Origin of the sequence: Bacillus sp. SRB_331 (assembly GCF_003264175.1) — a bacterium.
GTDB lineage: Bacteria > Bacillota > Bacilli > Bacillales > Bacillaceae_G > Bacillus_A > Bacillus_A mycoides.
In genome coordinates, this window is record NZ_NADV01000008.1 from 77,886 (window position 1) to 104,071 (window position 26,186).

Sequence of the window (26,186 nt, forward strand, 5' to 3'; positions counted from 1 at the left end):
AGAATTTATCATCACATATTCTGTTTCAATACAGTTCACAAGAAACTATATTAAATCTATATAAATAGTATACAGCAAAATCATCTTGAAGAAAGTATGATTTGAAATATAATAGCGAATATATTCTGACAGTTTTTTTCCTCTGTAACTAACTTCTTACAAATTAGCCCATTTGTCAAGAAAAGAGACTTATAATTCACTTATCCTTTACATTTCAAAAAAAAAAAGAAAGAGGATAGTCCTCTTTCTTTATTTCGCAAATACTCCTGAAACAATACCCATAATTTTTTGGACAACTTCTTCAATTGATAAAGAAGTTGTATCTAATTCCAATGCATCATCAGCTTTTTTCAAAGGAGAAACTTCGCGTTCTGAATCTAATTTATCACGCCTAGCAATTTCTTCTCTTAACTGCTCTAAATTAGAATCGAAACCTTTATTCATATTTTCTAAATGTCTTCTTTCCGCTCTTTCTTCTACAGAAGCAAGCATAAAGATTTTCACTTCAGCATCTGGTAGTACATGTGTACCAATATCACGGCCATCCATTACTACTCCGCCTTTTTTAGCTAATCCTTGTTGACGACGTACCATTTCTTCACGAACAAGACGATGCTTTGCTACAATAGATACACGATTCGTCACATCTGGCGTACGAATCACTTCAGAAACATCTTGTCCATTTAAAAATACAAGTTGTGTATTTTCCCCTTGCTGAAATTCAATGTTTACATTTTTTACAACTTCCATTAACTTTTCTTCATTTTCAATATCCACTTTTTGTTCAAGGGCTGCATATGTAATAGTACGGTACATTGCGCCTGTATCAATGTAAACATATGAAAGTTTTTTTGCAACAACTTTTGCCACTGTACTTTTCCCAGCAGCCGCTGGACCATCTATAGCAATTGAAATTCGTTTATCCATTGTAACACCTCATTTTTCACTTATAAAACAAAACGAAAAGCAGGTATTTTCCCCCTGCTTCTTCTCATTTGCCTCACGTCATTAAATCCTCAATAATTGTAGCATAATCCATCATAGAAGAAAATGAAAACTACTTATTCACCTGTAAGATTTCCGCCTTATTTTTCGTGACGACACCTTCGTAATAAACAATTTTCGATAAATATTTCACTGAAGATTTATGTATAAAAAGCAGTTGGACGACAGAAAGAAAAATAAATTGAATCAGTAATATACGAATTATAATTTTCTCCACTTTTTTCAAAAAAACTCACTCCTTCCCTCTCTACACTTACACATCTACTCTCATAAATTCCCATAAACAAAACCTAACCTAATAAACACTTACCGGAGCACACTTAAGGTAATTTATTTTATTGTCATTTTCTAAGCATACTTTTATACATTTTCATTGTCGAATTTACTCAAAACATGTTATGTTCTAAATGTATTTTTCAACTTGAAAGGGGTATAAGCATTGAAAAGAATCCTAGTTTTACACACAGGTGGAACAATTGCAATGGAGGAAGATAAAGAAACTGGGGTCGTACAACCAGGTAAAAAGAATCCTCTTTTAAAATTCATTCCTGATTTAGAAGGCGATGTTGATTTAATTGTCGAAGATGTGTTCCATCTTCCATCTCCTCACATGACTCCTAGCGAAATGCTACAATTGCAAGTCATCATTGACGAAAGAGTAAAACAAGACGATATTCACGGCGTAGTCATCACGCATGGTACCGATACATTAGAAGAGACAGCTTATTTTCTTGATTTAACAGTTCAAGCAACTATCCCAATCGTTGTGACAGGGGCAATGCGTTCTAGTAATGAATTAGGTGCCGATGGTCTATATAATTTCTTATCAGCTGTAAAAGTTGCTAGTAGTAATGAAGCTGCTGAAAAAGGCGTTCTAGTCGTATTAAATGACGAAATACATTGTGCTACAAATGTAACAAAAACGCACACAAGTAATGTCGCGACATTCCAAAGTCCACAGTACGGACCAATTGGCATGGTAACAAAACGTGGTGTTGTTTTCCATCATGCTTTAGTGCATCACGAAACATGCACAGTACGACAGATTTCTAAAAACGTTGTCGTTCTAAAAGCATACGCAGGTATGGATGATACATTATTATCAGCAATCGAAACACTACCAGTAGACGGAATTGTTATTGAAGCACTTGGACAAGGTAATTTACCACCAAGAACACTTCCTAGTCTAGGGCGATTAATAGAAAAAGGCATTCCAATTGTATTAGTTTCACGCTGCTTTAACGGTATCGTTCAAGACGTATACTCTTATGAAGGTGGCGGAAAACAATTAAAAGATATGGGCATTGTTTTCACCTACGGTTTAAACGCTCAAAAGGCGCGAATTAAATTACTAGTCGCACTAGAAAACACAAACTCTCACGAAACAATCCAACATATGTTTATGCACGATTAAAAAGAAGCTGTCGAAGATTTCGACAGCTTCTTTTTATTCTTCTCTTGATGCAATGGTTTGCGCAATCGCATCTCCATGGAATCTACCGTTCTCGATAAATATTTCATTTGCGTTATTCCCCGCAGCAATTACACCTGCAATAAAAATATTTTCAGCGTTTGTTTCCATACTACCCTCTATATAAATCGGGCGCCCTGTTTCTTCATCAATCCGAACTCCCATTTTTGTTAAGAAGCTGTGGTCTGGATGGTAACCCGTCATAGCAAATACAAAATCGTTTTGAATTGTATTTGCCTCACCATCTACTGTATACGTCAACGTATGCTCAGTAATTTCTTTTACATGCGCATGGAAATGCATTTGAATTGTCCCATTTCGTACTAACGCCTCAAATTCCGGCAAAATCCACGGCTTAATACTTGGCGAGTATTCCCCACCACGGTATAGAACTGCTACACGTGCACCCGATTTAACAAGCTCTAACGCTGCATCTATACTTGAATTTTTACCACCTATTACAACGACATCTCGATCAAAATAAGGGTGTCCTTCTTTGAAATAATGAGCTACTTTCTCAAGTTTCTCACCAGGTACATTCATATAATTCGGATTATCATAATATCCAGTTGCGACAACAATGTATTTCGCAACATATATTTCTTTGTTTCCGTCACGCTTCGTCGTTTCAACTTTAAAAACATCACCATCTTTTTGAACTTGTTCCACTCGTTCAAATGCATTTACACGTATAGATTTACGCTTTACTACTTCACGATAATACGCAAGCGCCTGATTACGAAATGGCTTACGATTTTCTGTAATAAAAGCAACTTCACCAATTTCTAATTTTTCACTAGAGGAGAAAAATGTTTGATGAGTTGGATAATTATAAATTGCATTTACAATGTTTCCTTTTTCGATTACTAACGGATTTAACCCCACTTTTTGCAACGAAATCGCCGCTGCTAATCCGCATGGACCGCCTCCGATAATAATAACTGTTTCTTTTTGCATACTTAGTTCACTCCTAGTCTTCTACCTCTGCTCTATTTATATAAACAAGAAAAAACCTACTTACAGCAGTAGGCATCTATCTTTATTGTATTCATTTTTCATATATTTGTCATCTAAACGAAACATACATCCGATAGACATCTGCTAAAAACTGCTGAAATTTAATTCCTTGTTGCCCTAATACATTCTCAGGATCGATTTTCCGAGTAGGATCCAACGTTTTGTGTGACACAATAGCCTTTTTAGGATTTAAACCGAAATTTTGACATAAATAAGCGTGATACCACGTAAAACGAGTATACGCCTCCCAAAAGTTTACGTCGCCACCATAGCAAAGTTCAACCCCAATTGCAGCCTTATTCGCATCATAACCGAATAACTCATTATCCGTTGGCACATTGTATCGAACATGGTACGCAACTTCATTTATAGGGACAATTTCTAATATTGTTTTATCATCAATAAATGTATGCGCTGAAGCTTTCGGTTGTATTTCATTAAAGTAATCCCGATTTCCTATCGCATTGCTACCAGGGTTCCCCGTGTCATGACTTACAATAAATCTTACTTTTGAAAGAGGAATTCCTGGTCGTGAATTTCCATACCCAATATAGTTACGCTCTATAGGGAACATCGCCATTACTACCAACTCCCGCTCTAAAAAATTACCTTACTTCCTTATATATGTATTCGGTGGCAATGTCCTTATGGCATATTTCTTATGCGAAGAGAACATCGAAAATATTTGATGTGAATACCATAAATAATACAATACTTACAGCCACTCCGTAAAAACCGTAAAACCAAATACAATCTTCTTTCGTATCTAAACCGAAAAATTTATTTACCGATTGTAATAATGTGCCACGCTTGCTTTGTTTGTTTCGTAATACTTCCACTCGTTCTACAACATCTGCTGGCATCATAAATCTTTGGTCTACTGTCATTTTCATCATTTATCTCTCCTTAAAATCATTTCCGTTTTGCTTATCTAAGGAAAGTATAGCACGTTTGTTCGTGCAGAACAAGCGTTCTTTTTTATTTTTTATTCTATTTTTCACCAAACCAAGTAATAATTGTGAATATAAACGCGATAATTGGTCCAACTACAACTGCACCAAATATTAAAAATAATAATCCTTCGCCGAACACCCGAACGACACTTGTTTTTCGGGCTCTCTTAGCTCTTGCAAGTTCACCCTCTAACACCTTAACCTTTTCTTCTAATTGGTCTACTCGTTCCATTATTTCATTCCCCATATACAACACCTCATTTAATACTTCAACAAAAAAACGCGATTCCCTCGAAAGGAAATCACGTTTTCTCAAAACATTATATATTATACCCAACCTCTGAAGCGACTAGCCTCAGCCATTTTACGAACACCAATCATGTATGCAGCTAAGCGCATGTTCACTTTACGAACTTGTGATGTTTCATAAATTGAATCGAATGATTTTACCATTACTTTTTCTAAACGTTGTTCTACTTCTTCTTCAGTCCAGTAGTAACCTTGGTTATTTTGTACCCACTCAAAGTAAGATACCGTAACGCCACCAGCACTTGCTAATACGTCTGGAACAAGTAAGATACCACGATCTGTTAAGATTTTTGTTGCTTCTAATGTAGTTGGACCATTTGCAGCTTCAACCACAATTTTCGCTTTAATCTTATCAGCATTTTCTTCTGTAATTTGGTTCTCAATTGCAGCAGGAACTAAAATGTCGCAATCAAGTTCTAACAGTTCTGTATTTGAAATTGTATTATTAAATAGTTTTGTTACAGTACCAAAGCTATCGCGACGATCTAGTAAGTAGTCAATATCTAATCCATTCGGATCATGTAATGCACCGTAAGCATCTGAAATTGCAATTACTTTCGCGCCTGCATCATGCATAAATTTAGCTAAGAAGCTACCCGCATTACCAAATCCTTGAACAACAACGCGTGCACCTTTAATATCAATGTCACGTTTTTTCGCAGCTTCACGAATACAAATTGTTACACCTTTTGCAGTCGCTGTTTCACGTCCGTGTGATCCACCTAATACAAGTGGTTTACCTGTAATAAATCCTGGTGAATTAAATTCATCGATACGGCTATACTCATCCATCATCCATGCCATAATTTGTGAGTTTGTAAATACATCTGGAGCCGGAATATCTTTTGTCGGACCAACAATTTGGCTAATTGCTCGTACATAACCGCGGCTTAATCTTTCTAATTCACGGAAAGACATCTCACGTGGGTCACAAATGATTCCACCTTTACCTCCACCATATGGTAAATCAACAATACCACATTTTAAACTCATCCAAATAGAAAGTGCTTTCACTTCATTTTCTGTTACGTTTGGATGGAAGCGAATTCCACCTTTCGTTGGACCAACAGCATCATTATGTTGTGCACGATATCCTGTAAATATTTTAACAGTCCCGTCATCCATACGAACTGGAATTTTCACTGTCATCATACGAATTGGTTCTTTCAATAATTCATATACTTCGTTTGGATAACCCAATTTTTCTAATGCTTCATTAATTACAATTTGTGTTGAATTTAACAATTCAAAATGTTGTTCCCCTTGTTGTTGTGTTTTCGTTTGAGTTCCCTTTTCGGCTACCATAGTAAGTAAACCCCCTGTAATTTCACTTGTTTAGTAAACCTTCATTGCCTAGTATACACCGTTAAATTTGGAATGCAATAGAAAACGCTAACAAATATATACAAACTATTTTGTATTGCAAGCGTTTTCACTATTATTATAGTCCTTTTATCGCTTTTAGAAAAGTAAAATACTTAAATATTTAAATATTTTTTATTTTCATCAAAATACATTCGATAAAACCATTATTTCATCAAGAAATAATGATTACATTTTAACATACAGATCGGCTAGTCTTGTTACCTACACTTCGTTTTATAGATTTTAGATTTTCAGCTGAATAAAAATAAAACCTCAAGCTACGTTACATTAGCTGAGGTTTTGTTTTTTCACAAAGTAATTGTATATTTGTTCAATCGCTTGAGAATCCATTAATTCTTTACCATATTCCATTACGCGGTAAATTGTTGCTGTTGACGGATTACCGTACTCCGCTAAAATAGCTATAAAATCCGCCTTCAATAATTGAAATTGCTCTTCTTCTTCTATCCAAAGATAAAAACGATCATCCCACGTATACAACTTCCCATCAGTTACACCAAGGTTATATAAGCGATTTGACAAATTGATTACATCATCTAATGTAGCAAACTCGTAAAGTATATGTTCACTTTCATCAAGAGTCACTTGCATTTCAATAAACTCGTCACGGAACTCATCTTCTGTGTCCACTTCGTGATTTTCTTTTGTTACAATTACAACCATACCTTGAGCTTGTAGAGAAAATACTTCAACAGCAATCGGTCCATCCGCTTCAAACCCTAATTCTGTATTTGCTTCTTGCATCATATCACGGAATAGTTGCTGTACTTTCGGTGCATTTCTCCACAAATCTTCTTTCGTTAATCCTCGTTCAGATAAATCATCAAATGTTAGGAAAATTTTAATCTTATTATAATTTAAACGTTCCAGTCTCATCTCATACCCTCCCTACGTAACCATTGCATCTAATTTTTATTATATGAAATAGAAAATAGATGGTTCTTTTCGAACGACTATTCCGGCATCTTTAACCATCCATCCCATTCTTCTTTCGTGTTACCAATTAGGATATTTTGAAGATTTAATTGATCTCCAATGCCTTTTCTTCCTATAAAACCACCAGAGATGTTTTCATTTTTTTCTTGCAACAAGTCAATAAATTCTACTGCCTCTTCAAGTTCTCGTTCATCATCAAAAGATATAAACAAATATTTAGGTTGTAATTGTTCAATAGCTAGTAAAATACCTTCTTCATCTAAACTTGTCCCCATATACATTGTTTGATATCCTTTTAGTCGTAAATACGTCGCGAAAATAAATCCTTTTAATATATTATTTTCTAAAACGAAAACTTTGTTAACGGAAGAATACACCGACGCATTATGATAGATCATCCCTAAACGTGTTTGTAAGAATGATACAACATATTTGAATTGCGACATTGTAATCTCATTATTACTTTTTAAAGTTAACAACTTGTTTGCCACTTGAAGAATGATGCTTGTAACAACCTTTTCCGTTGAATATATACTAAAAACCTCGTTTAATAATGCAGAAATTGTAATTTCATCAAATTCTAACAAAGCTTGTAGTATATCGTCCACTAAAACAACTTCTGTATCAGTAATTTTTTCTTTTTGAACGTTGTTCTGCAACCGATTCCCTTCTAATAACTGAACTGCTTGTCCAATCATCATCCCCTCAGAAACTTTGTTCATTAACCATTTCAAAATATGAATATGCTCTTCTGTATATAAACGATGCCCCGCACGATTTCTCTTTGGGGCAATAATATGATAGCGTCTTTCCCATGCGCGAAGTGTACTCGGTTGAATTCCGAGTATATTTGAGACAGCTTTTATATTATATTTTCCATTTGAATTCGGCATTATTTCCCTCCGCATAACGTAATGATATGTGTTTGGGAAGGTGCCCGAAAACGAAGAGGGAACAATGTTGTTCCATACCCATTACTAACAAAGAGAGTCGTATTAGAATGCTTATATACGCCACCCTTTAAATACTTTTCAGATGGAAACAACCGAATCTGACCTCCATGTGTATGTCCACTTAATACGAGCGAAATTTGTTCATTACCAGACATTTTCTTTATTATATCTGGGTTGTGACTAATTAAAATGCGAAAACCTTCTTCTTTACAATCAGACAACGCTAAATCTAAACGATCTCGTTCTAATCCAACATCATCGATACCGAGTAAGCAAATTTTCTCTCCTAATTCAGACTCAAATACAACTCTTGTATTATCTAATACCTTCACATTATTTTCTATTAATAAAGCATCTAATTCGTGATACTCAATTTCATAGTCATTATTTCCCCATACAAAATATACAGGGGCTATTTCTCTTAACTTTTGAATATTTAAAGCGATTTGCGATAAAGGTACTCCTTTTTCAGCTAAATCACCGCCAATAATTACGATATCTGCTTTTCCTTTCACTCGTTCAATTAGCGAGCTAGAAATGATCCTTCTATGAATATCCGAAATAAAAAAAACTTTAACTTTTTGAAAACTTTCCGGAAATTCTTCGAATACTAAAGTATGTTCCAACACTGTATTACGCATCGCTTCTTTATACATTCCAAGAAGACATACAAAACCAATGCTTATGAGAGTACATAATAATATAATCCATGACATATATTTTTTACTCTCCCTCCTCGTAAAGTATAGTCCTTAATTTTATGTGGAGCTATATATCACTCATTTAGCTAGCTCTCATACTTCGTGGACTTATCTTTTATAGGAATTTTCAATTCTTGTCCTACCTTCACTTCGTCTTCTTGTAAATCATTATACTTTTTTATTATTTCTATCCCATCTTCATCTGAGAAATATTGCTTCGCTATACTTTCTAAAGTTTCTCCATCTTTCACAACATGAGTTGCTACTTTCTCAGGCTGCTTCTTTGATTCAGTCTTAGCGGAATCAAAGAAAATTACTTCAAACGCACTTTTCTCAGCATTATTACTATCACTTTTTACCTGTATATACTTATCCGTATACCATAGGATACTAATAGGTAACAATATGAACAAAAATGTTAACACTCGGACGAAAATGTGATTCATTTTAAACTTTGGTTTGTTCTCTTTATTTCTATGAATTTCACTACGCGGCGGTAAACTTTCATCTTCTTCCACTTGCTCAACTTCTAACTCCTCTTCAAAATCAGGAATTCGTTTTCTCATGTTGTTCACCACCACCTTCCATTTATTTTCTTAATTGGAGCCCCATTATAAAATCAACAAGAAAGTGTGCAAAGATTGTTATAAACAAATTTCCTGTCCACTCGAATACATAACCAAAAACAAAACTAATAAAGCAGACGAAACAAAACAAAAAAGGCTTCGTTATATACCGAATATGTAACACAGCAAAAATTAAACTCGCTATTACAATTCCGAAATGAGTCTGCACTACACCTCTAAATAAAAACTCTTCCGCAAAGCCAATAATAAACGTGATAACGAGTAAATGCATGACAGAAATCCCTTGAAACATTCTATCGTTAATGCCACCATCATCAAACCAAGATTCTGGAAACACTCGCATTGCAACATAATCTAATAACACAATACAAATCGCTAACAAGCTACCTATTAAAAGTATAGAAACCGGTTCCCATTTCCATAAACTATAAACTTCTCTTTTATCTTGAAATAATATATATGCTAGTAAACAACCGATACCAATAATGATTAGTTGTGTTATGTAGAGATTCAGTCTTATTTCTCTCGGACTCATATCTTCAACATTATGCCTTTGAATGTTCATCATTCCTCCATCTTTCCTAGGCCGAAAAGCTTTTGTAACTCTGTTTCCCAATTATAGTCGAAAACTAACTGTTGCGCTCGTCTTTTTTTATAATCCGTTTTTGTAATACCACAGTAATCACAACAGTTTTCTATCTCTTTTTCTTTTCTATAACCGAATTGTTGTAATAAATATTCACGTCTACATCCTTGAACTTGTATCCATGACTTCATATTTTCTAGCTCACTATATTTATTACGCATTCTCACTTCCACTTCCGCTATTAATCTGTGCATTATTTCATCTGACAAGCTCTCTAGCATGAGATTTCGCTGTTGTATGATTCCAAGATGTTCGAGATGATAACGTGTAAAGCGCCAATACTGTTCATTAAATCTTGCTGCATTATAACAAATTTCTTCTACATCTTCTAATGGTAATACTTTCGTTTGAAACATTCTTTCTTGTAGTAACGAAAATAAAAATTGTATTTGCGATTTACTTGGTAATTCATCTTCAATGATTGAAATTGGCAAATCGTGATCCAATGGACTACATAATAAAATGGCTATACTCAATTCTCCATCTCTTCCCGCTCTTCCAATTTCTTGTAAATAGGAAGCTACATTTGTCGGATATTGAAAATGAATAATATATCTTGTATTCGCCTTATTTACCCCCATCCCAAAAGCACTTGTACATATTACAATTTGCAACTGGTCATTCATAAACTGTTGTTGAATTAACATACGCTCTTCATGTTCCATACCACCATGATAAAAAGCTACACCTGTAATTCCTTTTCCTCTTAAATACTCGGTTAAACGCTCTGTCCAGGCCCTACTTGAACAATAAACAATACCAGGCCCTTGCAAATACATTACATGCTCAAAAAGCGCCTCTTTTTTTTCTTCTATTGTTTCCACAAATTGCACTTCCATCGCAATATTTGGACGATCAATTGAGTACACATGCTCAGCAATATTTTTTAGATTTAAACTTTCCGCTATATCTCGCAATACATCCTTTGTCGCAGTTGCTGTTAATGCTAGTACTGCCGGAGATCCGATACTCTCAATTACTTTATCTAATTTTTTATAATCTGGCCGAAAATCATAGCCCCATTGTGAAATACAATGCGCTTCATCTACGACAAATAATGAAATATGAATTTTTTTCAATTCTCTTATTAGAAGTTCCGACTGCAACATCTCTGGCGATACGAAAACAAATTTATAAAAAGATAGCTTTTTCATTGCTTCTCTTTTTTCAATTAACGTCCGAAAACTATTCAATGCAATAACTCGATTTTTCACGACATACTTTAATTGCGTAACTTGGTCTTCCATTAAAGATAATAATGGTGATACAACAAGCACCGTACCCTCTTGCAGAAGCCCCGGAAGTTGATAACACATTGACTTTCCCCTTCCAGTCGGAAGCATTGCTACAACATCTTTTCCTTCCAATAAGTCCGTAATAACTCCTTTTTGCCCCGGACGAAATTCAGAATATCCAAACCACTTATATAAATATTCCTCAAGCTTCATTTATACCCTCCATCCGTGCCAATACAAGACGTACTTCAAAATAAGAGATTTCCTCTCCAACCGCTTGCTTCAACACACGCAATTTACGTGTTTGTAATGCTTCAATTACTTTTGTTACTTTTTCCATTTTTTCTTTTTCCATAAACATTTCAATAGAAAATTCTTTTTCTCGTAAAGCAATTTCTACAAAATGGTCTTCTATCGTGGCAACCTTCAAATTCCGAATTGTTGCTATTTCTTCTAAAGAGCGTCCTTGTCTCCAAAGATTATATGTTTTTTTCGTTGATAAACTAAATAAATCAGCTTTCTCATTTGGATAAGATATAATTTCAGCTAATAATGGAAACTCATTTTCTTTATTGCGAACTTCTTGAATAAGGAAATGAATTGTACCCCAAAATAAAAAATACACTCGAAATATATCTTGTTTCGTAATTTCCGCTAATTGTTGTAAAGTACACCCAATACGTTTATACCCAGTTAACCGATATATTACGATTGTCGCCTCTACTGGATTATTTTTTTGTAAAAGAGTATGCATTTCCTTCCATAATCTTTTAGCCAATTCACTTCTCATATACGGTATTCCAGTGAGAAAACGTTTCACCCACATCATTATTTCTGTATCCTGTTGAATTGGAATAAATTTCGTATTCGCCTGTTGTAAATTCGAAATGGTTTGAACGATCAATGATAATCTCTTCCAAAACGTTTCACCTATTTCACCATAGTGTAAACCATTTAAATATGTCGGAAAGGCAAAGTCACCTTCCCATTTGTTTAATTGCACGTTACCAGCAGTCGTTAACACATATGTATTATCATGTATACCTTGAACTAAATCCGTTTGTAACAACTTTGCAACTTCTTGATCATAATCAGCTCTATTTAATGACTTATAAATCCCAAACAAAAAAGAAATTTGAAACATATTCCCATCTTGTAATGTTTGCGACGATCTCTTTCCTTTTAATAAATAATAAATCGAAGAAACGGTTCTTTCACCATTCAATTGTTTTAAACAATATAATAAAGTATATTGTAGCTGCATTACCGCTTCCACCTCTCAGTCTAACTTCATTCCTTTTTCAATACGATTGCACATTAACTGCTATTCATTTAACTTATCATATTCACACTACATGCTTGTATATATTCTATTGTATCAAACGAAATAACATTTAAGTATTTTGAAAATCTTATGAAATAATTCAAAAATAAGTTGACACTCTAATTGATAAGCATTATCATTATAATTTTATGTTGAAAAGTTTTTAAAACCGTTTTACAATAAGATTATAATTTTTTGGCGAACTTTTCACATACATATTATCAGGAGGGAAAAAATATGGCAAAATATACAATCGTTGACAAAGATACTTGTATTGCATGCGGTGCTTGTGGTGCTGCTGCACCAGACATTTATGACTATGATGATGAAGGCATTGCATTTGTAACATTAGACGATAACCAAGGTATCGTTGAAATTCCAGATGTATTAATTGAAGATATGATGGATGCATTCGAAGGTTGTCCAACTGACTCAATTAAAGTTGCTGACGAATCATTTGATGGCGACTCTTTAAAATTCGAATAGTCTTTTATTAACTTCAAAAAATCCCCCTCATACTTATGAGGGGGATTTTTTGCACTCTTTTTCATTCTCACTAACAAAAAACCATTAGCAGTTACGCTGCCAATGGTTTAATATTTTTAAGCATTTTTCATTTTTGCAAATACCCATACTTTCAAGCGTGAAAATAATGCTACAAATACAATTGTTACAACAATTCCTTTAATTACATTAAACGGTAATATCGCCGTTACAATAGTTTGTCGCATAATATCACTAGACATAGCTGGTGAATTTAAAAACCAAGTGTACGCTGGTAAAATAATAAAGTAGTTTAACACACTCATAATAACTGTCATAGTAATTGTACCTAGCATTAATCCTGTCGTTAAACTTTTTACTGTGCGATACTTTCGGAATAAGAATGCTGCTGGACCAATAAATAAACATCCCGCTATAAAGTTTGCTACTTCTCCTACTGGTACTCCCGTTAAACTTCCTTGAATTCCGTAATGCAAAATATTTTTTATCGCTTCTACAATTACACCTGCAATTGGACTAAAAATTATCGCCGCAATTAAAGCTGGCACATCACTAAAATCAATTTTTAAAAATGGCGGAAGCCCTGGGAATGGAAAATCCAACATCATTAGTAAATACGCAATACTACTTAGCATCGCTACACTCACCATCTGCACTACACTGTTTTTTTGTTTCATCTTTCTCTCTCCTTTTCCATCGATCTTCTCATGGAAAGTGGAAAGGTTCTGCTATGCCTATTTTTTCATAGAACGAAAAAACCCTTTGTGATTTACACAAAGGGAGAATTTTAAGGCACATCAAACAGACGTTCAAATACTTATCTTTTTTGAACGCTTGAACCTCCATCTTCTCCCATCCAGACTGTACTGTCGGCTTTGGAATCACACCAAATCCTGCCTTAACGGCTCGCGGGCTTAGAACGAAATTATTAAATGTTCATCACCGCCGGTCGGGATTTTCACCCTGCCCCGAAGATAGACCGATATTCTATTTTCCACTTCATTATACAACAACATGATCGTATTGTGAACAAAAAAAGTGTAACTTACTATAAATAAGTTATTAATTTTATATAATCAAAGAAACGATCACTATATTTTACAATACAACCCATATTTTTTATAATTCGGTATTTCTCTTATGAATCCCCCTAGTCATATGTCGTCAAAAGTGATAAGATGTTGAATTGTTAAGATAAGAACATTTTCTGAGTTATGGAGGAAATGTCATGAAGAAAGATAAAAGACACTCTATTCGAGAAGCAATGAAAAAGAACTTAAGAAAAGAATACTTTTATTTGAAAAAAGAATTACTTTTCTACTGTCCAATTGATCTAGGCACATTCTCAAGAGAGACATACTACGCTACTTTTGACCAAGATGGCATAAGTATTTATCAGTATGATAAAAAAACAGAAAGTAAATTAAAATTGTGTGAGCGTCATCCATGGAAGAGTTGGAATAAGGTAAAAGTTGATCACTATTTAACAACTTCTCAATTTATTTTCCAAGGTGAGCGAAACTGGATTTTATCCCTTTTCCAAAAAGGAAAAGAAGCTCAAAAAATAATTGAAGAACATACATCTTTACAAACGGAAGTTGTTTCCCGTCCGTTTTCCAAGAAACTTCCTGGTTTCCGTTCTGATACACCATTGAATAAATACATCGGTTGCATTTGTTACACTGCACTTATTGCATTTTTATTAAAATGGATGATTCCATTTCAAGCACCACAAATCGCCCTGTATTCTCTTTCAATTGGCTTTATGCTTCTTGGTTTACTTTGTCTTACAATTGGTCTAATCGAACCAACTATCGTACTATTTCGGACAAAAGAAAAAACAAGAACAAAAGTCTTTTACTTATATAGCTACTTAGCTATTACTGGATTTATATGTGTCTTTATTTTTTGGTAAAAGAAGCCGTCCCAAAAGATCTTTTGGGACGGTTTTTCGTTAGGAATAGGTTGCTCTTACTGTCGCATTTTATTGTTAGTCGATATTTCTTGTCAAAATATCGATATACTAATAGCTATGTTCGATATAAATTTTTGTCGATATAATTTCATTTACTATCGCAATCTTAAATAAGAAAAAAATAAATTTATTCAAAAGTTATGCTTTTGAGACGTTGCCTTTACTTGACGTATAGTTGTTGGTTCGGATAGATTTGCTCTTGTCGCAATCCATTCCTCACTTTAATTTCCTCAACTGTCATACTAAATTTCCGGGCAATACCAACTAAAGTATCACCTTTTTGTACAATATATAGTGATGATGACACAACTTGATTTTTTTGTTCATTTAAAACAAGCAACGGATTCATCGCATTCCTTTTCTCCATCGTCCATATCCCTTGATGCACTTCTAAATGTAAATGCGCTCCTCGCGATTCTCCTGTATTCCCTACCTCTCCAATTAGCTCTCCTTTTGAAATGTTATCACCTTGAACTACATATCTCTTATTTAAATGCGCATAAACAGCCTCATATTCTCCATGTTTAATAAACACAACATTTCCATAACTACTTGAGAAATAAGACTTTGTCACCTTACCATTTTGAATAGCTGCAACAGGCGTTCCAATAGGCGCAGCTATATCAATACCATAGTGTTTCCCATGTCTTGTCCCAAAATAATCACTTATCTGCCCATCAACAGGCCATATCCACTGATTCCCTTCAGCGTAAACATGTAATTGAGATAAAAATAATACACTCAATATCACCACGCCACATTTTAACGCTTTCATATACATCCTCCGTTTTCTAATAACCGTCATACCTTCTCTATTGTGGGATATTACAGAAAAAAGTATACAAAAAAAAGAAAGTGTATTACTCCACTTCCTTCTCTTCTTTATTACGAAAAACAAGTGCACTGCGGTTATACTCCACATCTTTCACTTGTAAACGCGCATTTATTACTCTAGCAAGCGCAAATAAATAATCAGATAACCTATTTATATACTTTAGAACAATTTCATTGGTTTCTCCTTCTTTTTGCAATGACACTATACAACGTTCTGCTCTTCTTATAACTGTACGTGCAATGTGTAGTGCAGCCGATACCTCGCTACCGCCTGGTAAAATAAAACGCTCTAAAGGCGGCGCTTCTTCTGTATACGAATCAATTCGTCTCTCTAAATACTCGACCATCTCTATCGTTACTTTATAAGGGATTTTCTTCTCTACTATTGCTAAATCCCCTCCACAATCAAATAGTTCATGTTGAATATTTTCAAGTTCGTTATAAATATTACGAAAACATTCCTCTTGTAATTTAGACATGGCATATCCGATATGAGAATTCGCCTCATCAATTGTTCCATAAGCTTCTACACGTATATGATCTTTATCCACTCGGCCACCTATGACACTCGTTTCCCCTTTATCACCTGTTTTTGTATAAAGTTTCATTTCATTATGACACCTCTCTTTTTATTTTCATTCTGATTATTAAAGAAAAAAAACTCTACCATTCTTTATTTAATTGCACTTACAAAAAAATAAAAAAACAGTAAAGCTTTTATTCATGATCAACTTTTAAAAAACATATACATCTAAATTATACGATTTGATAAATATACAGAGAATGTAGTTCCTTCTCCAACGACACTTGATACAGAAATTTTCCCGTCATGACCTTGAACAATATTTTTAGCAATCGCAAGCCCGAGTCCTGTTCCAACTTTTTTCCCTCGCGTTCTCGCTTTATCAGCTTTATAGAATCGATCGAACAAGAACGGAATATCTTCTTCTGGAATACCAGCACCTGAATCTTGCACTTCGAAAGTAAGGCCACTATTTTTCGTATTAATTACAAGTGTAACATGTCCACCTGCATTTGTATGACGGATTGCATTATCAATTAAATTCGTCAGTACCTGTTCCATACGGTCTGCATCAAACGGATATTGTTCAATTGGACTTTGGAAATCCACTGTTAATTGGACTTCTTTATCCTTTGCAATCCCCTGGAATTTACGGCCAATTTTTTCGACAAATGGATGAATATCTACTTCACCTATATGTAACTCTACATGTCCACTTTCCATACGGGCTAAATCTAATAACTCATTTACAAGTTTACCTAAACGAACAGATTCATCATAAATAATTTGAACAAACTCATTAATTTCCTCTTTCGTTTGCACAATATCATCTAAAATCGCTTCACTATATCCTTGAAGCATTACCATCGGTGTACGAAGTTCATGTGATACATTCGCAATAAAGTCTTGACGCATTTTCTCAAGACGACGCTCCTCCGTCATATCTCGCAATACTGCTACAGCTCCACGAATTTTTGTTTGATTGTAAAGCGGTGTCATAAGAACTACGTAGTTACCTTTTTGCAAATTAATTTCAACAACTTGTTGTTGCTCACTTTCTACAACGAGATGGAATAGTTCAACAAGTTCAGAAGGCAGTTTTTTAATTAACTCTACTTCTTTTTCTTCTTGCCAAACTTGTAAGAAGTGTTCTGCCGGTGGGTTGATAACAACGACTTCACCTTCTTGATTTAACGTAACAACACCATCTGCCATACTACTCAAAATGCTAGCTAACTGCTCTTTTTCTTGCTGCAGGGCATTCATATTAAACTTCAACTGTTTCCCCATTTGATTTAAAGCAGTTGCAAGCTCACCAATTTCGTCCTGCGACACCATAGGGGCTTTCGTATCAAATTTCCCGCGTGCTACCTCAAATGCAACCTCACGCATTTTACGAAGCGGTGCCGTAATTCGAGTAGATAAGAAAAATGCAAAGAAAGTTGTTAAAATAATCGCAATCCCGGCTGATAAGAAAATAAAATCAGTCGTTCTCTCCATACCTTGTATTGGAACTTGCAATGATTCATATACAAACACTGCACTTTGATTTTTTGACTGTACTGGTTTCCCGACGATCATAATATCATTTTCAGTATTTTTATTCTTCCTACTATTAGAAGCTTTTCTAATAGTATTCTTAATATCCTTTTTATCTGTAAAAACAGCTGCTAATTCTTTATCATTTTTCAAATCATCTATTGTAAGAGTAACTAATCCTTCTTGTTTCGGCGAAGAAGAAATTTCCTTACCGTCTTCTACAATGATAATCCTTGAAAGTGGATCAGAAAATTTGTAAGCAATATCCTCAATCGTTTTTACATTGGCACCTTCTTCAATTAATTCCGTGACACTTGTTGCAACTTTCTGAAGCCTAGCTTCACTCATATCAACATAATACGTTCTAAAAAACTGTGAAAGTAAAATAGCAACAAATCCAAGAACAAACGAAACGAGAAGTAATATGGTCATCCATAACTTCCCTACTACACTTCTCCAAAGCATCAGTCGTTCACAACCTCAAACTTGTAACCTACGCCCCAAACGGTAACAATCATTTTCGCTGCATCTGGTGATTGTTTACTTAACTTTTCACGTAAACGCTTTACATGCGTATCAACTGTACGTAAATCTCCGAAGAACTCATATTGCCATACTTCTTTTAACAATTGCTCACGGTCAAAAACTTTATCCGGGGATTTCGCTAAGAATAATAGTAATTCATATTCTTTCGGTGTTAAGTTTACTTCATTACCATCCGCTGTAACGCGGTGCGCATCATTATCAATTGTTAAATGAGGGAAAACAGTAACATCTTTCGTCGTTGTATCTTGTGTAAAGAATGTCGTTGGTACAGCGCGGCGTAATACCGCTTTCACACGAAGTACTACTTCACGCGGGCTAAACGGCTTTACAATATAATCATCAGTTCCAACTTCAAACCCTTGTACCCTATTTACTTCTTCACCTTTTGCTGTCAGCATAATAATTGGCGTCGCTTTCTTCTCACGAATCCCTTTACACACTTCGATACCATCTTTACCAGGCATCATAATATCCAGTAGGATTAAATCATAATCATTTTGTAACGCCATTTCTAAAGCTGTATCACCATTATCCGCTTCTTCAATTGTGTATTGCTCTCTTTCTAAATACATCTTTAATAAACGACGAATACGATCCTCATCGTCTACAATTAAAATTCTTGATTCATTTTCCATTTCTACCCGCTGCGTACTTTTACCACAACGGTTTACACCTACCCTTCTACAATATAATGTTGCACCTATCCTCGTTTAATTAAGCATTTTTTAACGTTCCACTTCCCATATTATGCTTCACAAGAATAATAAAGTTTGTTCATTTTTCTTCCAAAACTATGTATTTTTTTTGAACAGTATATTTGGTCCTCGACATCATTTTACAGAATCAACCGCTACTTTGTCATGTTTTTCTCAAAAAAGAAGAAAATTTGACAAAAATAAAATAGGAAAGTGACATACACTCTCCTATTTTATTTCTCTATGCATATGAATGTAAACCCGCGATAATTAAGTTTACTACAATAAAGTTAAACATAATGATTGCAAAACCAATCACTGCAAGCCAGGCGGATTTTTCTCCATGCCATCCTTTAGATAAACGTAAATGTAATACCGCAGCATAAAAGAGCCAAGTAATAAGCGCCCAAACTTCTTTTGGATCCCAACCCCAAAAGCGCGTCCAAGCGATTTGAGCCCAGATCATTGCAAAGATTAATGCTCCTAATGTAAACACCGGGAATCCTATCGCAATAGAACGATATCCGATTTCATCTAATAAATCACTATTCGTATTCTTTACTAACGGCTGAAGTGCCGCTGACACTCGCTTACGTAAAACAAGTCTTAATACAATATAAAGTAGCGTTCCGACTAACACTGACCAAATAACAGTATTTAATTTTTTCGCATTTACAATCGCTGGAACTTCAACTGTTGGCTCTAATTTATTTTCTGTCATTAACTTCCCTTCATGCGGTCCAACTAAAGCAGGGAGATTATACTTCATTTCAACTTGTTGTTCATTTTTATCAATCCATTGAAACTTCGCTTCGTATTTCATACTAGAAAATACCGTTGTTATTCCAATAAACCCAACTGTACAAACAAGTGTGAAAACTACTGTCTCTAACCAAAATGTACGCTTACTTCTTGTTGATTGATCTACATTTTTCAGTAAATACATTACGCCTGTAATAAAACTAATTGCTAATATTGCTTGTCCCGCTGCCGCTGTCGTTACATGAATATGTAGCCAATTACTCTTTAAAGATGGGATAAGCGGCGAAATTTCTCTCGGGAACATACTTGCATAAGCGATTAATAAAAGAGCTACCGGTAAAGCAAATAAACCAATAATACTTACACGATATACAAAGTACATAATGATAAAAGCTCCCACAAGCATCATGCCAAAAAATGTACCAAATTCAAAAAAGTTACTAACCGGTGCATGTCCTGATGCGATCCATCTTGTAACAAAATATACTATTTGTGCAATAAACCCCAAAATTGTTATAGTTATACCTATATTTGCCCACTTGTTACCTTTTTCTTTAATTGCTCCTCCAAAAAATAAAGTTGCAATTAAATATAAGATAAACGCCGCGAACAGAAAATTACTACTTATTTGTACCATATCGTTTCCCCACCTTAACTAATTTTTTTCATTCATTTTATCGTGTGGTTGTGGAATCGCTGTTCCTTCTAGTACTCTTTCAATATCTTTCTTTAAGCCGAACCAATTTTTATTCGTATGGCCTGCAACCCACCATTCATCATTAACACGTTGTATCCAAATACGGCGATGGTTCCAATACATACCTTGAATCACACCAACCATAAATATAAATCCTCCAATACCGAGAATCCAAAGCGTCAAATCTTTTCTTACTGTAAGAGCTGTTGCATTTTGCATTTCCACACCTGCAAATGACATTTTATATTTATTATTCCCGTCAGGCTCTATGTTTTGCTGAATACCGACGAAACTAACTTCACCATCTGGTGTTTCCGGGGTAAACATTTTAAAGACGAATGCAGGATTATTCGGTAATTTTGTTTTCGTATTCGGCCTTCCATTCTCATCAAAATAAAAATCAGGAAAATAGCTTAATAGTTCTAGAGAATACCCATTTCCTAAATCATATTTTTCTGTAGGATTCGCTAAATCTACTTTAATCGGTCCCAACTTTTGATTATTTTCTTTGTTTTGCAAATGGAAAGACATGCTTTTAAATTCACTTTCTTTGTAATCCACTTGATAAACAGCAAATTGATCAAATTTCAGTGGCTCATTCACTCGAATTTCAGCTTCTTTTACCTTTTCTAATTTTGGTTTTTGACCCGCTATATTTTCTCCTACCGCTTTATATAATACAGCATTTGTTTGGAAGTTTTTCGCAATCATTTTATCACCAACACGATCAATTGCTTCATCAAAAACTTCTTTATCCTTACTCTTATCATAAACTTCCTTGATAAACTTTTCGTTTTTCAAATAGTATTGACCATCTGTTCCTGGTATTTCTTTCGTTTCACCGTCACGTAACCAAAGTGCTTCATCTACATACATACTCGGTAAAAAACGTAGCATTGCACCGAATAGAAAGATAATAAGACCAATATGGTTTACATATGGACCCCAACGTGAAAAACGTCCCTTTTCCGCTAAAACGTTCCCGTCTTCCACTTTTACATTATAATTACGTTTCTTTAAATTAATTTGAACTCGTTCTAAGTCACCTTCATGCGGCGTACCAGTCCCGTGCACTCTCTGTCTTTTCAAAAAACTTGGGTGTCTTTTCACCCCTTGTTTTTTTAAAGCTTTATAAAGAGGAATGACACGGTCTAAACTACATATAACAAGTGAAATACCAATGGAAGCAATTAAAATCATGTACCACCATGATCCATATAAATTATTAAATCCTAATTGATAGTATAATTGTCCTAAAAATCCATACTCGGTCTTATAATATTCAGCTGGTTCGATTCCTGGAGTTATGTACATTTCTTGGGGAAAGATAGTTCCTATTGCCGATGAAGCTAAAGTTATTACGATTAACCATACACCTACTTTTACAGAAGAGAAAAAACTCCAAATTTTATCGACTATCGTTTTTGTATGTGTGAGAGATCTCCGTGCACTCCCCTCATATCTCATATCCAATAATTTTATATTTTCATTACTTTCAAATGGTTTCCCACATGCTTCACAAAAAATGGTTCCTATCGGATTAACATGTCCACATTCACACTTAATTTCTTTCAAAGCTCTCACCGCCCTTTTATCTATATGTACTATTGTATATTCCAGCCTAGAGTTACCGCAATACTCAGAATTTTTAAAGCGAAGGCGCTATACGTAAGCACCTCTTATGTAAAGGCTTTCTTAATTATGGAGTGATTTTCTTTAAGTACTCTTCCAATTGTTCCTTCGTTTGCTCACCTATAATTTGCTCTACTACTTTGCCTTCTTTATCAATTAAAAAGGTTGTTGGTAATGGTCCCACTCCATATGTACCTATGATCTTTTGCCCTTTATCAATTGCAACTGGGAATTTCAAATCATATTGTTTCACAAAGTTCTTCACTGCGATATCCGTTTCATCTGCATCTAAGGCAATAATTTCAACGCCTTTTTCTTTATATTTCGGATATAACTCATTCATATAAGGCATTTCTTTTTCACAAGGTTTACACCAAGTTCCCCAAAAATTTAAAAATACACCTTTTCCCTTTAAATCTTTTAATTCAATATTCTTTCCTTCTAAATCAGTTACAACAAAGTTAGGTGCTTCTTTTCCAATTTGCATTTTCTCTTTATCAGTAAAAAATCCTTGATATAGCGTAAACCCTACCGCACCGCTTAAAATGAGCAAAATGATAACACGAAATAATAAGCGATTTTTTTTCATGTTGTCTCCCCTCTCTTCGACGAGTGATAAATATATGTATTTTTTAATAAATCACCAGCGGAGCATTCCACTGGTGAAAGTTTCACAATATAGATTAGCGAGGCTTTGTAGAAGCCAATGCACGTAATTGTTTCACCTCATGTGGTGTCAATTCTCTTGCATCGCCAGGACGCAAGCTACCCACTTCTAAAAAGGCATACCGTTCACGTTTTAATTTCATTACTTTACAATCTAACGCTTCAAACATGCGGCGTACTTGACGGTTACGTCCTTCATGAATCGTTAATTGTACAATTGCCATCTCTTTACGCTTGTCCCAAGAAATAATTTTCGCTTGTGCTGGTGCTGTTTTCCCATCTTCTAATGCAACACCTCGTTCTAACATGCGAATTTTCTCACCTGTTAATGGCCCTTTAATTTTCGCAACATACGTTTTTTCAACTTTATATCTCGGATGCATTAATACATTTGCAAATTCACCATCATTTGTCATCAATAATACGCCAGACGTATCATAATCTAAGCGTCCGATTGGGAATAAACGTTGTCTAATTTCAGGGAAAAAGTCTGTTACAACATTTCTTCCTTTATCATCTGATACACTTGAAATTACACCAGTTGGTTTATATAGTAAAAAATAAACAGGTTCTTCTTTTTCAAGAGGGATGTTATTTACTTCCACTTTATCTTGAGGAGTTACTTTTGTTCCTAACTCCTTCACTATTTTCCCATTAACTTTCACTTTCCCTTGCTGAATTAGTTCCTCAGCCTTTCTTCTCGATGCAATACCTGCTTGCGCAATCACTTTTTGTAATCGTTCCATTTCTTTTTTTCACCTCAAATTTATCTTACCTTACATTAGAAAGACTTGGCAACCGCCTAAGCTTTATGCCATTTACTTCGCCTATCTTTAACAACATAGCAATGATGATAAACGTCTAAAGGCATATCACGTTTTCACCCTTTATTATTGTTTACACTTTTTCATGTTGTCCACGATAAAAGTTCATCATTTTGTCAAAAACACCGCATAAAAAAACCACTATTAAACTACACGTTAATAGTGGTCGTATACGTATTATAAGCTAAATAGCGCAAAAAATGAATAGCATTACCGAAACAATAGGGAAACAAACACAATTGAACAAATAATTCCGATTAAATCTGCAAAAAGTCCTACCTTTAATGCATCTCCCATTTTTCTAATACCGACAGCCCCAAAGTATACTGTTAATATATAAAAAGTCGTATCTGTGCTACCTTGCATCGTTGAAGCTAACCTACCAATAAACGAGTCTGGCCCATATGTAGCGATTAAGTCGGTCGTAATACTTAAACCAGCAGATCCCGAAATCGGACGTATAAGTGCAAGTGGAACGATTTCGGCTGGTACATGAATAAAGTCTAACATCGGCTTCATTACCGATATCATCGCATCTAAAGCACCTGATGCCCGGAAAATAGAAATAGATACAAGCATTCCAACCATAAACGGCAAAATGGAAACCGCAATTTGAATCCCTTCTTTTCCGCCCTCAACGAACGATTCGTACGTTGGAACTTTCTTTATCGTGCCATACAAAAGGATAAAACCAATTACACAAGGAATTACCCATAATGAAATTGTATTTACAATACTCATTTTTTCCGCCCCTTTCTACTCCTTCTCCGGTAAAAATAGCGGTCAATCCAAATCGCTCCAATCATAGATAACACTTGTGCTATAAATGTTACGCCAACGATTTCAGTAGGGTTTGCTGATTCATAAGTCATTCGAATCGAAATGACAGTAGTCGGAATTAATGTAATCGCTGAAGTATTTAATGCTAGAAACGTCACCATAGAACGACTTGCTGAATCCTTTCCACCATTTAACTCTTTCAGTTGTTCCATTGCTTTAATACCTAAAGGTGTTGCTGCATTACCTAACCCAAAAAAGTTCGCCATCATATTTGATAAAATGAATCCCATTGACGGGTGATCCTTCGGTATTTCTGGAAATAATCTTTTTACTATCGGCATAAAAAGTGATACTAACTTCTTTAACAATCCAGCTTCCTCAGCAATTTTCATTAAACCGAGCCAAAATACTAAAACACTAATAAGTCCAATACAAATCGTTACAGCATCTTTTGACCCTTCAAACACTGCTTTGGTCACTTCTTCCATCGTTCCATTTATCATGGCATACACAATCCCTATAACTGCCATCGCTGCCCATACGAGATTAACCATCTATCCCAACACCTATCATGTAAGAGAAGATTTCTTTTACGTTATTCCAATACAATCCCGTTGTAGCTACTAACTTTCGTTTACTGTAAAACAAATTGCGTTCTCCAACTTTCTCGTTCCCTACATAAATTTCTGTCTTCCCAACCTTTACTCCATCCGTAAGTTTTGCACTTTTGTCGAGCTCAACTTTCAATAACACGCTCTTTCTTTCCTCTTCAGTTAAAGGTACAGAAAAACTATTTTTCGTATAAACATGATTGGCATATTTCTTTTCATTTATTTCAGCGAGTGCGCCTTGTCCTAAAACTTTCGCTTGCTTATAGCGTTCAAAGCCTTTATCAAACAAATTCATATGATCATCCCAGTCACTAGAAGCACTCAAAGTTACGACAATTAAATCTAGTCCGTCTTTTGAAGCTGTTGTGACAAGCGTCCGTCCTGCTTTCTTCGTAAAACCTGTCTTTCCCCCTGTTGCAAATTCATAATAAGATGTCACAAGCTTATGTTTATTTTTCCACGGATAATCCCAAGAATCCGATTTATACGTTTTTGTTCCAAAAATCTCCTTAAAGGTCTCGTTCCCCATTGCATATTTCGTTAATAATGCCATGTCATAAGCCGACGAATAATGCGATCCATCCCCATCCAAGCCATGCGGGTTTGAGAAATGCGTATCTTTCATTCCAATTTCTTTCGCCTTTTCATTCATTAAATATACGAACCCTTCTATACTCCCTCCCACATTTTCAGCAATTACTTGTGCTGCATCATTACCAGATCTAAGCATTAATCCGTAAACTAAATCTTCTAACTTCACTTTTTGTCCAGGTTTTAAGTAAATTGCCGACCCTTCTACTCGTACCGCTTCATTACTAACCGATACTAGCTCTTTCATTTTTCCTGATTCAGCAGCTAACAATGCTGTCATAATTTTTGTTATACTAGCAATTTTTTGTGGCTCATGTTCTAATTTTCCATATAGCACACGACCGGATTGTTGTTCCATTAAGACTGCGTTACGAGCACTGACACCACCGTTCATTTTTGCATATGTAGGAATCGGCATAACGCTTGCGTACATTATAATTAGCGTAATTATTATACAAATTCGTCTCATATTTCCCCCCACGTC

Annotated in this window: 29 protein-coding genes and 1 riboswitch; of the genes, 3 read left to right on the forward strand and 26 right to left on the reverse strand. The window is 35.0% G+C overall.

The window, feature by feature from the left end; genetic code table 11:
- Positions 1–249: 249 nt before the first annotated feature.
- Together cmk and B5P42_RS31930 are read right to left on the reverse strand one after the other, a co-directional pair.
- A complete protein-coding gene (cmk, locus tag B5P42_RS07255) occupies positions 250–927 on the reverse strand; it encodes a (d)CMP kinase (RefSeq protein ID WP_002011798.1) in 678 nt (225 codons plus the stop codon).
- Positions 928–1,057: 130 nt separating this feature from the next.
- Positions 1,058–1,231, reverse strand: a complete 174-nt coding sequence (locus B5P42_RS31930; protein WP_002135263.1) for a DUF5359 family protein — start codon at positions 1,229–1,231, stop codon at positions 1,058–1,060.
- 213 nt (positions 1,232–1,444) lie between these two features.
- Between B5P42_RS31930 and ansA the strand changes: the two genes are divergently transcribed.
- Positions 1,445–2,419 (forward strand): asparaginase, encoded by a 975-nt coding sequence (gene ansA / locus B5P42_RS07260; protein ID WP_002030754.1) that lies wholly within the window; start codon positions 1,445–1,447, stop codon positions 2,417–2,419.
- 33 nt (positions 2,420–2,452) lie between these two features.
- Here the strand turns inward: ansA and B5P42_RS07265 are convergent, their stop codons facing one another.
- The 12 genes from B5P42_RS07265 to B5P42_RS07320 all read right to left on the reverse strand — a co-directional run bounded on the left by B5P42_RS07265 (position 2,453) and on the right by B5P42_RS07320 (position 12,463).
- Positions 2,453–3,433 carry a YpdA family putative bacillithiol disulfide reductase gene (locus B5P42_RS07265; protein WP_113733911.1) on the reverse strand — a complete coding sequence of 327 codons (981 nt, stop codon included), beginning with the start codon at positions 3,431–3,433 and terminating at the stop codon, positions 2,453–2,455.
- Between the two features lie 109 nt (positions 3,434–3,542).
- A complete protein-coding gene (locus tag B5P42_RS07270; RefSeq protein WP_002011791.1) occupies positions 3,543–4,073 on the reverse strand; it encodes a peptidoglycan recognition protein family protein in 531 nt (176 codons plus the stop codon).
- 79 nt (positions 4,074–4,152) lie between these two features.
- Positions 4,153–4,389 carry a DUF3961 domain-containing protein gene (locus tag B5P42_RS07275; RefSeq protein WP_002011789.1) on the reverse strand — a complete coding sequence of 79 codons (237 nt, stop codon included), beginning with the start codon at positions 4,387–4,389 and terminating at the stop codon, positions 4,153–4,155.
- A 94-nt stretch (positions 4,390–4,483) separates the two neighbouring features.
- A complete protein-coding gene (locus B5P42_RS07280; RefSeq protein WP_002126403.1) occupies positions 4,484–4,693 on the reverse strand; it encodes a hypothetical protein in 210 nt (69 codons plus the stop codon).
- 80 nt (positions 4,694–4,773) lie between these two features.
- Positions 4,774–6,060, reverse strand: coding sequence for an NAD-specific glutamate dehydrogenase (gene gudB / locus B5P42_RS07285; RefSeq protein WP_000225168.1), 1,287 nt, complete (start codon positions 6,058–6,060; stop codon positions 4,774–4,776).
- 348 nt (positions 6,061–6,408) lie between these two features.
- Entirely contained in the window at positions 6,409–7,017 is a 609-nt protein-coding gene (locus B5P42_RS07290) for a genetic competence negative regulator (RefSeq protein WP_002011786.1), read from the reverse strand.
- A 77-nt stretch (positions 7,018–7,094) separates the two neighbouring features.
- A complete protein-coding gene (locus B5P42_RS07295; protein WP_113733912.1) occupies positions 7,095–7,970 on the reverse strand; it encodes a MerR family transcriptional regulator in 876 nt (291 codons plus the stop codon).
- Positions 7,970–8,746: a metallophosphoesterase gene (locus B5P42_RS07300; RefSeq protein ID WP_002141026.1), complete on the reverse strand. Its 777-nt coding sequence runs from the start codon at positions 8,744–8,746 to the stop codon at positions 7,970–7,972. Before B5P42_RS07300 ends, B5P42_RS07295 begins: the two co-directional genes overlap by 1 nt.
- A 71-nt stretch (positions 8,747–8,817) precedes the next feature.
- A complete protein-coding gene (locus tag B5P42_RS07305; RefSeq protein WP_002126396.1) occupies positions 8,818–9,297 on the reverse strand; it encodes a LysM peptidoglycan-binding domain-containing protein in 480 nt (159 codons plus the stop codon).
- Positions 9,298–9,319: 22 nt separating this feature from the next.
- Positions 9,320–9,883, reverse strand: a complete 564-nt coding sequence (locus B5P42_RS07310; RefSeq protein WP_002064506.1) for a CPBP family intramembrane glutamic endopeptidase — start codon at positions 9,881–9,883, stop codon at positions 9,320–9,322.
- Complete coding sequence (locus B5P42_RS07315) at positions 9,883–11,412, reverse strand: RecQ family ATP-dependent DNA helicase (RefSeq protein WP_113733913.1); 1,530 nt, start codon at positions 11,410–11,412, stop codon at positions 9,883–9,885. The genes B5P42_RS07310 and B5P42_RS07315 overlap by 1 nt, the downstream gene beginning before the upstream one ends.
- The gene (locus tag B5P42_RS07320; RefSeq protein ID WP_002086645.1) at positions 11,402–12,463 is read right to left on the reverse strand and encodes a YpbB family protein; all 1,062 of its coding nucleotides are present in this window, start codon (positions 12,461–12,463) and stop codon (positions 11,402–11,404) included. Before B5P42_RS07320 ends, B5P42_RS07315 begins: the two co-directional genes overlap by 11 nt.
- 297 nt (positions 12,464–12,760) lie before the next feature.
- On the opposite strand from B5P42_RS07320, the gene B5P42_RS07330 reads away from it, so the two are divergent.
- On the forward strand, positions 12,761–13,009 hold the full coding sequence (locus tag B5P42_RS07330; protein ID WP_001151994.1) for a ferredoxin: 249 nt from the start codon (positions 12,761–12,763) through the stop codon (positions 13,007–13,009).
- Between the two features lie 116 nt (positions 13,010–13,125).
- On the opposite strand, the gene B5P42_RS07335 is transcribed toward B5P42_RS07330, so the two are convergent.
- Positions 13,126–13,704 carry an ECF transporter S component gene (locus B5P42_RS07335; RefSeq protein ID WP_002011769.1) on the reverse strand — a complete coding sequence of 193 codons (579 nt, stop codon included), beginning with the start codon at positions 13,702–13,704 and terminating at the stop codon, positions 13,126–13,128.
- A gap of 163 nt (positions 13,705–13,867) precedes the next feature.
- Positions 13,868–14,007: riboswitch (FMN riboswitch) on the reverse strand.
- A gap of 248 nt (positions 14,008–14,255) precedes the next feature.
- On the opposite strand from B5P42_RS07335, the gene B5P42_RS07340 reads away from it, so the two are divergent.
- A complete protein-coding gene (locus B5P42_RS07340) occupies positions 14,256–14,942 on the forward strand; it encodes a hypothetical protein (RefSeq protein WP_002030740.1) in 687 nt (228 codons plus the stop codon).
- 220 nt (positions 14,943–15,162) lie between these two features.
- Here the strand turns inward: B5P42_RS07340 and B5P42_RS07345 are convergent, their stop codons facing one another.
- The 11 genes from B5P42_RS07345 to B5P42_RS07395 all read right to left on the reverse strand — a co-directional run bounded on the left by B5P42_RS07345 (position 15,163) and on the right by B5P42_RS07395 (position 26,171).
- Positions 15,163–15,777 carry a peptidoglycan DD-metalloendopeptidase family protein gene (locus B5P42_RS07345; RefSeq protein WP_113733914.1) on the reverse strand — a complete coding sequence of 205 codons (615 nt, stop codon included), beginning with the start codon at positions 15,775–15,777 and terminating at the stop codon, positions 15,163–15,165.
- A gap of 85 nt (positions 15,778–15,862) precedes the next feature.
- Positions 15,863–16,444, reverse strand: a complete 582-nt coding sequence (locus B5P42_RS07350) for a cob(I)yrinic acid a,c-diamide adenosyltransferase (protein ID WP_113733915.1) — start codon at positions 16,442–16,444, stop codon at positions 15,863–15,865.
- A 143-nt stretch (positions 16,445–16,587) separates the two neighbouring features.
- On the reverse strand, positions 16,588–18,363 hold the full coding sequence (resE, locus tag B5P42_RS07355; RefSeq protein ID WP_142674047.1) for a sensor histidine kinase ResE: 1,776 nt from the start codon (positions 18,361–18,363) through the stop codon (positions 16,588–16,590).
- A complete protein-coding gene (gene resD / locus B5P42_RS07360; RefSeq protein ID WP_002011758.1) occupies positions 18,363–19,079 on the reverse strand; it encodes a DNA-binding response regulator ResD in 717 nt (238 codons plus the stop codon). The genes resE and resD overlap by 1 nt, the downstream gene beginning before the upstream one ends.
- A 301-nt stretch (positions 19,080–19,380) precedes the next feature.
- Complete coding sequence (resC, locus tag B5P42_RS07365; RefSeq protein WP_002030737.1) at positions 19,381–20,538, reverse strand: cytochrome c biogenesis protein ResC; 1,158 nt, start codon at positions 20,536–20,538, stop codon at positions 19,381–19,383.
- A gap of 18 nt (positions 20,539–20,556) precedes the next feature.
- Complete coding sequence (gene resB / locus B5P42_RS07370) at positions 20,557–22,173, reverse strand: cytochrome c biogenesis protein ResB (RefSeq protein ID WP_002135242.1); 1,617 nt, start codon at positions 22,171–22,173, stop codon at positions 20,557–20,559.
- 124 nt (positions 22,174–22,297) lie between these two features.
- Positions 22,298–22,819 (reverse strand): thiol-disulfide oxidoreductase ResA, encoded by a 522-nt coding sequence (gene resA, locus B5P42_RS07375; RefSeq protein WP_002064495.1) that lies wholly within the window; start codon positions 22,817–22,819, stop codon positions 22,298–22,300.
- A gap of 94 nt (positions 22,820–22,913) precedes the next feature.
- A complete protein-coding gene (gene rluB, locus B5P42_RS07380; protein ID WP_002030733.1) occupies positions 22,914–23,642 on the reverse strand; it encodes a 23S rRNA pseudouridine(2605) synthase RluB in 729 nt (242 codons plus the stop codon).
- 288 nt (positions 23,643–23,930) lie between these two features.
- Positions 23,931–24,461, reverse strand: coding sequence for a spore maturation protein SpmB (spmB, locus tag B5P42_RS07385; protein WP_002086660.1), 531 nt, complete (start codon positions 24,459–24,461; stop codon positions 23,931–23,933).
- The gene (spmA, locus tag B5P42_RS07390; RefSeq protein ID WP_002086662.1) at positions 24,458–25,054 is read right to left on the reverse strand and encodes a spore maturation protein SpmA; all 597 of its coding nucleotides are present in this window, start codon (positions 25,052–25,054) and stop codon (positions 24,458–24,460) included. The genes spmB and spmA overlap by 4 nt, the downstream gene beginning before the upstream one ends.
- Positions 25,047–26,171: a D-alanyl-D-alanine carboxypeptidase family protein gene (locus B5P42_RS07395; protein ID WP_113733916.1), complete on the reverse strand. Its 1,125-nt coding sequence runs from the start codon at positions 26,169–26,171 to the stop codon at positions 25,047–25,049. The genes spmA and B5P42_RS07395 overlap by 8 nt, the downstream gene beginning before the upstream one ends.
- Between the last annotated feature and the right edge of the window lie 15 nt (positions 26,172–26,186).

What these genes read in the sequence shown, in the direction of transcription:
- cmk (WP_002011798.1), bottom strand. Translation starts at nt 927, where the DNA reads ATGGATAAACGAATTTCAATTGCTATAGATGGTCCAGCGGCTGCTGGG.
- B5P42_RS07265 (WP_113733911.1), bottom strand. Translation starts at nt 3,433, where the DNA reads ATGCAAAAAGAAACAGTTATTATTATCGGAGGCGGTCCATGCGGATTA.
- B5P42_RS07270 (WP_002011791.1), bottom strand. Translation starts at nt 4,073, where the DNA reads ATGGCGATGTTCCCTATAGAGCGTAACTATATTGGGTATGGAAATTCA.
- B5P42_RS07275 (WP_002011789.1), bottom strand. Translation starts at nt 4,389, where the DNA reads ATGATGAAAATGACAGTAGACCAAAGATTTATGATGCCAGCAGATGTT.
- B5P42_RS07280 (WP_002126403.1), bottom strand. Translation starts at nt 4,693, where the DNA reads ATGGGGAATGAAATAATGGAACGAGTAGACCAATTAGAAGAAAAGGTT.
- gudB (WP_000225168.1), bottom strand. Translation starts at nt 6,060, where the DNA reads ATGGTAGCCGAAAAGGGAACTCAAACGAAAACACAACAACAAGGGGAA.
- B5P42_RS07290 (WP_002011786.1), bottom strand. Translation starts at nt 7,017, where the DNA reads ATGAGACTGGAACGTTTAAATTATAATAAGATTAAAATTTTCCTAACA.
- B5P42_RS07295 (WP_113733912.1), bottom strand. Translation starts at nt 7,970, where the DNA reads ATGCCGAATTCAAATGGAAAATATAATATAAAAGCTGTCTCAAATATA.
- B5P42_RS07300 (WP_002141026.1), bottom strand. Translation starts at nt 8,746, where the DNA reads ATGTCATGGATTATATTATTATGTACTCTCATAAGCATTGGTTTTGTA.
- B5P42_RS07305 (WP_002126396.1), bottom strand. Translation starts at nt 9,297, where the DNA reads ATGAGAAAACGAATTCCTGATTTTGAAGAGGAGTTAGAAGTTGAGCAA.
- B5P42_RS07310 (WP_002064506.1), bottom strand. Translation starts at nt 9,883, where the DNA reads ATGAACATTCAAAGGCATAATGTTGAAGATATGAGTCCGAGAGAAATA.
- B5P42_RS07315 (WP_113733913.1), bottom strand. Translation starts at nt 11,412, where the DNA reads ATGAAGCTTGAGGAATATTTATATAAGTGGTTTGGATATTCTGAATTT.
- B5P42_RS07320 (WP_002086645.1), bottom strand. Translation starts at nt 12,463, where the DNA reads ATGCAGCTACAATATACTTTATTATATTGTTTAAAACAATTGAATGGT.
- B5P42_RS07330 (WP_001151994.1), top strand. Translation starts at nt 12,761, where the DNA reads ATGGCAAAATATACAATCGTTGACAAAGATACTTGTATTGCATGCGGT.
- B5P42_RS07335 (WP_002011769.1), bottom strand. Translation starts at nt 13,704, where the DNA reads ATGAAACAAAAAAACAGTGTAGTGCAGATGGTGAGTGTAGCGATGCTA.
- B5P42_RS07340 (WP_002030740.1), top strand. Translation starts at nt 14,256, where the DNA reads ATGAAGAAAGATAAAAGACACTCTATTCGAGAAGCAATGAAAAAGAAC.
- B5P42_RS07345 (WP_113733914.1), bottom strand. Translation starts at nt 15,777, where the DNA reads ATGAAAGCGTTAAAATGTGGCGTGGTGATATTGAGTGTATTATTTTTA.
- B5P42_RS07350 (WP_113733915.1), bottom strand. Translation starts at nt 16,444, where the DNA reads ATGAAACTTTATACAAAAACAGGTGATAAAGGGGAAACGAGTGTCATA.
- resE (WP_142674047.1), bottom strand. Translation starts at nt 18,363, where the DNA reads ATGCTTTGGAGAAGTGTAGTAGGGAAGTTATGGATGACCATATTACTT.
- resD (WP_002011758.1), bottom strand. Translation starts at nt 19,079, where the DNA reads ATGGAAAATGAATCAAGAATTTTAATTGTAGACGATGAGGATCGTATT.
- resC (WP_002030737.1), bottom strand. Translation starts at nt 20,538, where the DNA reads ATGGTACAAATAAGTAGTAATTTTCTGTTCGCGGCGTTTATCTTATAT.
- resA (WP_002064495.1), bottom strand. Translation starts at nt 22,819, where the DNA reads ATGAAAAAAAATCGCTTATTATTTCGTGTTATCATTTTGCTCATTTTA.
- rluB (WP_002030733.1), bottom strand. Translation starts at nt 23,642, where the DNA reads ATGGAACGATTACAAAAAGTGATTGCGCAAGCAGGTATTGCATCGAGA.
- spmB (WP_002086660.1), bottom strand. Translation starts at nt 24,461, where the DNA reads ATGAGTATTGTAAATACAATTTCATTATGGGTAATTCCTTGTGTAATT.
- spmA (WP_002086662.1), bottom strand. Translation starts at nt 25,054, where the DNA reads ATGGTTAATCTCGTATGGGCAGCGATGGCAGTTATAGGGATTGTGTAT.
- B5P42_RS07395 (WP_113733916.1), bottom strand. Translation starts at nt 26,171, where the DNA reads ATGAGACGAATTTGTATAATAATTACGCTAATTATAATGTACGCAAGC.